Origin of the sequence: Streptomyces sp. W16 (assembly GCF_033194735.1) — a bacterium.
Lineage (GTDB): Bacteria > Actinomycetota > Actinomycetes > Streptomycetales > Streptomycetaceae > Streptomyces.
Window position 1 is genome coordinate 1 of record NZ_JAWOAI010000522.1, and the last position, 6,635, is coordinate 6,635.

Genomic DNA, 6,635 nt, shown 5'->3' on the forward strand with positions numbered 1-6,635 from the left:
TCACACGCGCGCTTGACGCTGTGACCGTCTCGCTTCTCCGCCTCGATGAACGGGTGCACCGTCACCGGGTCTCCTTCGCGAAGAAAGCCGTGGCCCGCTTGAGGACCTCCACGTCCTCCCGCAGCCGGCGGTTCTCCCGCCGCAACGCGGCCAGTTCCTCGCGTTCACTGCTGGTCAGCCCGTCGCGCTCGCCCGCATCGACCTCAGCCTGGCTGACCCACAGCCGCACCGCGGTCTCGGTCAGATCGAAGTCCTTGGCGATCTGGCCGACCGAGCGGTCACCACGACGGCACAGCTCGACGATCTCGGCCTTGAACTCCGGCGTGAACGAGCGGCGAGGGCGTGGCTTCTTCTTCCCCATGCTCTCCATGATGGACATCCTCCCGGGGCAGAACCCCTGATCTCGGATGTCCGCCAAAGCGGATCAAGCCCAAAGTTCGAAGGTGATGTATCCCGAAGTCTCGAACGAGGGGCTCATGCCGAGGAGGTCGCCGTAGAAACGAACTGCGGCGGGAGCGTCGTTCACGTACACGATGGACACGACAGATGTGGTCATGGTTGTTCCTTCTCACAGGCTCGCAGGTGGTAGGTACGCATCCACCAGCCTGACCGGGATATGCGCCGCATCGTGTCGCAATTCCTGAAAAAATTGGTGGGTGACCCCAGACCGCTTCTTCACCCTGATGCTGCTCCTCGCATCGAGGGATGCCGTGACCACACAGGAACTCGCCTCAGCGCTCGGGGTGTCCCTTCGAACCATCACCCGAGACCTGAACTGGCTCCGCGACGCCGGTCTGCCGGTGACCGCACACCGGGGCCGCCTCGGAGGCGTGACCATGCTGCCCGGGTCCGGGCTCGACCTCACGCGGCTCACACCGGGCGAGCGTGATCATCTGTCGCTCACCGGGCTGGACGAGAAGCAACGTGCGGAGCTCGACGCATCGGTCGAAAGCCGGCGCGCGCTCTCCAAGATCGCCGCTGCACAACCACGCCGAGTTCATGAGCTCCTGCCGCTCACCGACGTAGTGCACGTGGACAGCCGTCCCTGGCGTCAGGCACGAGCTTCCGGCACGACTCCGGCTTCGCTGATCGGCACGGTGCGGCGAGGTCGCCGGCTACGGATCGAGTACGACAGCCCACGCGAGTCATGCCCACGCGACCTGGTCGTGGATCCCTACGGGCTGTTCGCCAAGGCCGGCATCTGGTACCTCGTCGCCGACTGTGCCCGAGTGCCACGGATGTACCGACTCGAACGGATCACGACGTGGAAAGAAGTCGACCAGCCACGACGGATCCGCGAGAGCCAGACCCTGGCCACCGTCGCTGCAGCGCTCATTGATCAGTGGGAGCACAACCACGCGATAGAGGTCAGCGCCACCATCGACCAGACCCAGATCGAGCGAGCGCAACGGATCTTTGGCCTACGACTCGTCCCGGACGACGACCATGAAGAATCCGCCACTGGCCGCAAGGTAACGATCCGCTTCCTGCATCTGGAGGACGTGCGAGCACTACTGCCGTTCGGGAGCGCCATCACCGTGCACGGCCCCACCGAAGCCAGGGCTCACCTCCGCGACCTCGCCACCAATCTTGCCCACCACTATGCGCCGTCACCAACGCCCTGACCCGCAACACCAAGCCCACGGCGCCGCTTGACACGGAGCGCAGTCGCCGCCAACAGATCAGAGCGCATCCGAGGGCGAGAAACGCTTCGTGGATGTCGTCGCGTATCTCCCAGCGGATCCGCAGGCGGCGGTACCAGTACAGGTGCGCGAATGCCCGCTCTACGCCCCAGCGTTGGGTGCCCAGTCCGGAGCCGTGCTCCATGCCGCGGCGGGCGATCAGTGGCTTCACGCCGAGGTCCCAGACCAGGCGGTGATGACTGCCGTGGCGGAGGCCGGAGTCGATGGGTTGGGTACCCGCGGACGACTGTGCTGCTGGGGTGGGACAGTGCGTCCGACTCCCGCATCGAGGGGGCGAGGACAAGGCGTCACGTCAGGTTGAGTGCTCTCTCGATGGAGTCGCGCACCGAGTCGTCCGTCTCGTTCGCCAGCTGCCGGCTGAGGGCCTCGCGTCGCTGGGCGGGTAGCCGCCGGCCTTCCGGGGTGCGCGTCGTCATCAGGATGGCCGCGAGGGAGCGGATGCCGGGGACCGGATCGGTGAGTGCCGCGGCAAGCAGGTCTCGGCCGTGTTCCCCCTGGGCGGCCAGGGCGCGGAGGATCGCTTCTCGGACGGCCGGGTGAGTCTCGGTGGTCAGTGCTTTCAGCAGTGTGCCGGGCAGGTCGATGCTCGGCTCCGGATGGGTGATGAACGTGCAGGCGGCGGCTCGCCGCCTTGTCGGGAGTTCGTCATCCAGGAGCGTGGCCACAAGCTGGGCCTCGTTGCCGGACATCTGGTCGGCGAACCAGGTGAGGGTCCGGTGTCCGGTCAGGACGAAGTCGAGCCACCGCTCGTACCAGGACAGGAAGTCGGAGTCGGCGTGGAAGTGGGGAGCGAAGAATCCCTCGCCGTTGACCTCGGCCAGGCGCCCGCACCCGGGGCCCGTGACGACAAGCAACGTCAAGTCGCTGCAGCCCCGGTAGACGACCGTGATGGTGCCGGGGAAAGCGTCTGTGAACTCGCCTTGGTCAGCGGGGCCTTGGGGGATGTCCAGGTCGGGGACGACCGGGAACGACTCGGCGAGCTGTCCCCTGCCGGACTGCCGGCTGACCCACTGCTCCATCGGCAGCAGCCCATAGGTGGGACCGTATCCGCCGTGGCCGATCCGGGTGACGAACTGGCGGAATTCCTCGGGCAGTCGGACGCCGTGACCGTCCTCGAAATCCGAGAGCTGTGATTCGGTGAGCGGGGGGCCGAGTAGAGCCTGCTCCGTTGCCGGCAGTGCGGCGAGTTTGGTTTGGATCCGGGTGATCCTGGCGTTCACCAGTACGTCTTCTCATGTCGGATGAAAGTTCGAGGCGACCATAGTGCATGACCAGGCTGCCCGGGTGGGGTCAGTCTGCGTCGAACACGGCACGACGGCGCCGGGGTTCCAGGTTCTCCCCGCGGGTCACCTCCAGGGCCTTCCGAAGCCGAGCGATCTCCTCTCGGTGGGCCAGCTTCTGTGAAACGCATGTACCCAGCACGCGCACGGCCGCCGAGGAAGACAACGGCCCTTCAGCGCCGGCTCGCTGCACACCAGCAACCCGGCCGCGCTTCAATCCGCGGTGAGCAGCCGTCCCGCCGCGGCAACAAACAGCTCAAACGGGCCTTCATCCTGTCCGCGTTCGCGTCCCTGTCCGACCCAGCCTCCAGGACCTACTACGACAAGAAGATCAGCCAGGGCAAGCACCACACCCAAGCCCTCCTCTGCCTCGCACGACACAGACCCGACGTGCTCTACGCGATGCTCCGCGCGGCACCTTCTACGACCCCCAACCCGCCCCGGCCACTTGACGTTTCGCGACGCACGGCACGTCACCGAGACGGCATGACCGCCTGAGGCTTCCCCCGCGTCATGGCAGTGGTGCGATGCAAGGGGACCAGCGACGCAACGACGAACAGCCCACGACGACCAGCGGATCAAGGACCGCCAAGCTGATGAAGAATGCCTGGAAGGCAACCTGCGGGAACAACGCATAGGCATGGAACCCGCCGCGGATCAGGTCAAGAAAGTGAGCGCAGGCGCCTTCGAGGAAGCCGATCAAGTACACCGCGAGAACCCATCTCGCCCACAGCGGTTGCCCGACCCACCGTTCCCGCAGCTGAACCCCCACCGGGCCACCCTGGACACGCCCTTCACACCGTGACAAAGGGATAGGGGCACCCCCCGCCTCACGGGCAACGGCAGTGAAGCCAACGACCCGGCCGGTCCCGACGAGTTCGGCTGGCACCGACGTCTCGACGGACGCCCAACGTCCGTTTCTCGTGGCGCAACAGCCCTTGACGCGGGACACCGGCAGCCGCAAAAGTGAACGCATGTCGCGTTCACATTTGCAGCACGCGAGCGAACCGGCCTGGGACGAAATGGCCTGGCCGGTACCCGAAGGCACCGAACTGCGGGGCAAGCACGTACGACTGACTTCAGTCGACCCGGCAGCACACGCCGAGGGGCTGTTCGCAGCACTTGACCACTCCCAGGTATGGCAGCACTTCGGTACGCCGAGGCCGTCCGACGCAGCCCAACTAGCCGCCGGGCTGGCGCACTTCGGACAGTCGCCCGATTTACGGCAGTGGGCCGTCGTCGCCGTGCGACCGGTCGGCGGTTTCACGGCGGGGGACGTGATCGGGGTGTCCTCGTACCTGGACGCCTCCCCGCACAATGCGCGGGTGGAGATCGGGGCCACCGCCTACAGTCCGTCGGTCTGGTCGACCGCGGTCAATCCGGAGACCAAACTCCTCCTGCTGCGCTACGCGTTCGAGACGCTGAACTGCGCCCGCGTGCAGTTCAGGACCGATGTGCGAAACGAGCGGTCGCGGCGCGCGATCCTCGGCATCGGCGCCGTCCACGAGGGAACACTGCTGCGCTACGAGCGGCGGATCGACGGGACCATCCGCGACACCGCCCTCTACTCCATTCCGGCGGACCGCTGGCCCGACGTCGCGAAGCACCTCACCCATCGGGTCGAGGCGCTCGAATGAACCCGCCGACAGCCCCGCTCACATTCGTGGCGGTGGGCGCAGGTCCGTCCAACCTCAGCCTCGCGGCACTCTCCAAACCCCACCCCGACATCGGTTTCCAGGTACTCGAACGCAATCCGGCGATCAGCTGGCATCCCGGCATGATGGTCCGCGCCGCCCGTCTCCAAGTGGCCCCCGTCAAAGACCTGGTCACTCTGGTCGATCCCGGCAGTCCGTTCTCGTTCAATGCCTTCCTCAAGGCGAAGAACCGCTTGCACCGGGCCCTGGTCGCCCATCGCTCCGGTGTCAGCCGCCAGGAGTACGAGCAGTATTACGACTGGGTCGCCGGGCAGATCGAGGAGATCGCACTCGGCGAGGAAGTACGCGAGATCGACTTCCGGTCCGGCGAATTCCGGATCCGGACCGCGAACGGCGCCTCCCATCAAGCCCGGAATGTCGTGGTGGGAGTGGGCCGCGCACCGCGTGTCCCGGAATACGCGAAACCGCTGCTGGGCGACGGTGTGTTCCACTCGTCACGCTATGCGGACCGGCGAGCGGCTCTGGCCGGGGGCGACGTCCTGGTCGTCGGAGGCGGCCAGAGTGCCGCCGAGATCGTGCTCGACCTGCTCAGTTCCCCCGCTCCGCCCCGCTCCCTGACCTGGGCGACCGGCAGGTCGGGGCTCGTCCCGCTGGACGACTCCCCCTTCGCCAACGAGTGGTACAACCCTGCCTACACCGGCCACTTCTTCGCCCTGGACGCAGACCGGCGTGCCCAACTCCTGGGCAGCCAGGTGTACTCCAGCGACGGGGTGACCGAAGATCTGCTGCAGCAGATCTACACCCGGCTCTACGAGATCGACTACATCGAGCCCAATGCCCCACGCCACCGTGTGCTGCCGGGGCACCGGCTGCTCGGTCTCAAGCCTACGGCCGGCGGCTACCGCGCTGTGCTCTCCTGCCCGGAGTCCGGAACCACGACGGACGAATTCCGCGACCACGTGATCCTGGCGACCGGCTACGAGAGCAGCCTTCCCGAATTCCTCGGCCCCCTCACAGACCGGCTGGACATCGGCCGCGAGGGACCCGGCGTCCAGCTCGACTACGCGATCCGCTGGGACGGGCCTGCCGACCGCCGGATCTTCGTGCAGAACGCGGCCCGCAGCACACACGGTCTCGCCGACTCCAATCTGGCACTCGTCTCCTGGCGCAGCGCGGTAATTCTCAACGCGATGTGCGGCGACACACGCTACGAACTCCCCGTACCGGATCTCGCGATTTCGATCGACTGAAGGATCACATCATGGTGACGAGCATCACCACGCCCTGCCCGGAACCCGGCGGCGGTCTGCCCTCCGAAGGAATTCTTGAGGGGAAGCTGCTCATCGAGGACTACGAGGGGAAGTCGGCACTGGAATACCTGCTGCCCAAGGCGCCGTTCGAGGCCTCCTGGTGGGCGGTCGAGCCGGGCTGTACCTCTTTCCCCGACCAGCACACTGTCCAGGAGATCTGGCTGATCGCCCAGGGCTCGGGCCGTATGACGCTCGATGGGCAGGACTTCGACGTCACGGAGGGCCAGGTCGTCTTCATCCCCTCGCAGCAGCCCCACCAGGTCACGGCGACCGGCGAGCGGGCCCTGGTCGCGTACTCGGTGTGGTGGTGAGTCCGATCGCGGTGGTGAGCGATCTCGCCGTCGTGGGCGCCGGAGTGCTCGGGCTGACGGCCGCTTTGTGGGCACGGCACCGCCATCCGGCGTGGACGGTCCTCGTACTGGACCGACAGCAGGTCCTGCGCGGTGCGAGCGGGCACTCCCTGGCCATCGCCGCGCCGAGCGGCCACACGCCATGGGTGCGTGAACTCGCGCTGCGCAGTGGGCAGTTGTATCGCTCAGAGGTGTTCAGGGAAGCCGTACGGGACCGGGCGGCGCTGCTGGTGTGCCGGCCGGCCGCCGCGGCAGCGCTGCGTCACCACCTGACGGCTCCGGTACGCCGACTGCCGGCACCCGCCCCGTACGGGGCCGGGCTGCTCGGCGAGTTGCG

The 6,635-nt window shown here is 67.0% G+C and carries 9 protein-coding genes and 2 pseudogenes; 6 read left to right on the forward strand and 5 right to left on the reverse strand.

Annotated features, from left to right (window positions below; genetic code table 11):
* Window positions 1–61 precede the first annotated feature (61 nt).
* Together R6V09_RS42455 and R6V09_RS42460 are read right to left on the reverse strand one after the other, a co-directional pair.
* Window positions 62–370 (reverse strand): IS3 family transposase, encoded by a 309-nt coding sequence (locus R6V09_RS42455; RefSeq protein ID WP_037724813.1) that lies wholly within the window; start codon window positions 368–370, stop codon window positions 62–64.
* 54 nt (window positions 371–424) lie between these two features.
* Window positions 425–556 carry a VOC family protein gene (locus tag R6V09_RS42460; protein WP_442810254.1) on the reverse strand — a complete coding sequence of 44 codons (132 nt, stop codon included), beginning with the start codon at window positions 554–556 and terminating at the stop codon, window positions 425–427.
* A 100-nt stretch (window positions 557–656) separates the two neighbouring features.
* Between R6V09_RS42460 and R6V09_RS42465 the strand changes: the two genes are divergently transcribed.
* Window positions 657–1,625 carry a helix-turn-helix transcriptional regulator gene (locus R6V09_RS42465; protein WP_317886829.1) on the forward strand — a complete coding sequence of 323 codons (969 nt, stop codon included), beginning with the start codon at window positions 657–659 and terminating at the stop codon, window positions 1,623–1,625.
* 37 nt (window positions 1,626–1,662) lie between these two features.
* On the opposite strand, the pseudogene R6V09_RS42470 reads toward R6V09_RS42465, so the two are convergent.
* Window positions 1,663–1,857 (reverse strand): annotated as a pseudogene (locus R6V09_RS42470) (transposase); the annotation flags it as partial.
* A 133-nt stretch (window positions 1,858–1,990) separates the two neighbouring features.
* Window positions 1,991–2,923 (reverse strand): HEAT repeat domain-containing protein, encoded by a 933-nt coding sequence (locus tag R6V09_RS42475; RefSeq protein WP_317886830.1) that lies wholly within the window; start codon window positions 2,921–2,923, stop codon window positions 1,991–1,993.
* Window positions 2,924–3,193: 270 nt separating this feature from the next.
* Between R6V09_RS42475 and R6V09_RS42480 the strand changes: the two are divergent.
* Window positions 3,194–3,435: pseudogene (locus tag R6V09_RS42480) on the forward strand (IS110 family transposase); the annotation flags it as partial.
* Between the two features lie 59 nt (window positions 3,436–3,494).
* Here R6V09_RS42480 and R6V09_RS42485 read toward each other — a convergent pair.
* The gene (locus tag R6V09_RS42485) at window positions 3,495–3,755 is read right to left on the reverse strand and encodes a hypothetical protein (RefSeq protein ID WP_317886831.1); all 261 of its coding nucleotides are present in this window, start codon (window positions 3,753–3,755) and stop codon (window positions 3,495–3,497) included.
* Between the two features lie 202 nt (window positions 3,756–3,957).
* Here R6V09_RS42485 and R6V09_RS42490 point away from each other — a divergent pair, with 202 nt between their 5' ends.
* From R6V09_RS42490 to R6V09_RS42505, 4 genes are all read left to right on the forward strand, one after another.
* Window positions 3,958–4,620 (forward strand): GNAT family N-acetyltransferase, encoded by a 663-nt coding sequence (locus R6V09_RS42490; protein WP_317886832.1) that lies wholly within the window; start codon window positions 3,958–3,960, stop codon window positions 4,618–4,620.
* Window positions 4,617–5,888 (forward strand): lysine N(6)-hydroxylase/L-ornithine N(5)-oxygenase family protein, encoded by a 1,272-nt coding sequence (locus R6V09_RS42495; protein ID WP_317886833.1) that lies wholly within the window; start codon window positions 4,617–4,619, stop codon window positions 5,886–5,888. The genes R6V09_RS42490 and R6V09_RS42495 overlap by 4 nt, the downstream gene beginning before the upstream one ends.
* Window positions 5,889–5,899: 11 nt before the next feature.
* Complete coding sequence (locus R6V09_RS42500; RefSeq protein ID WP_317886834.1) at window positions 5,900–6,259, forward strand: cupin domain-containing protein; 360 nt, start codon at window positions 5,900–5,902, stop codon at window positions 6,257–6,259.
* Window positions 6,256–6,635: FAD-dependent oxidoreductase (locus tag R6V09_RS42505; RefSeq protein WP_317886835.1), on the forward strand; the 380-nt coding region annotated here is incomplete at its 3' end. The genes R6V09_RS42500 and R6V09_RS42505, both read left to right, overlap by 4 nt.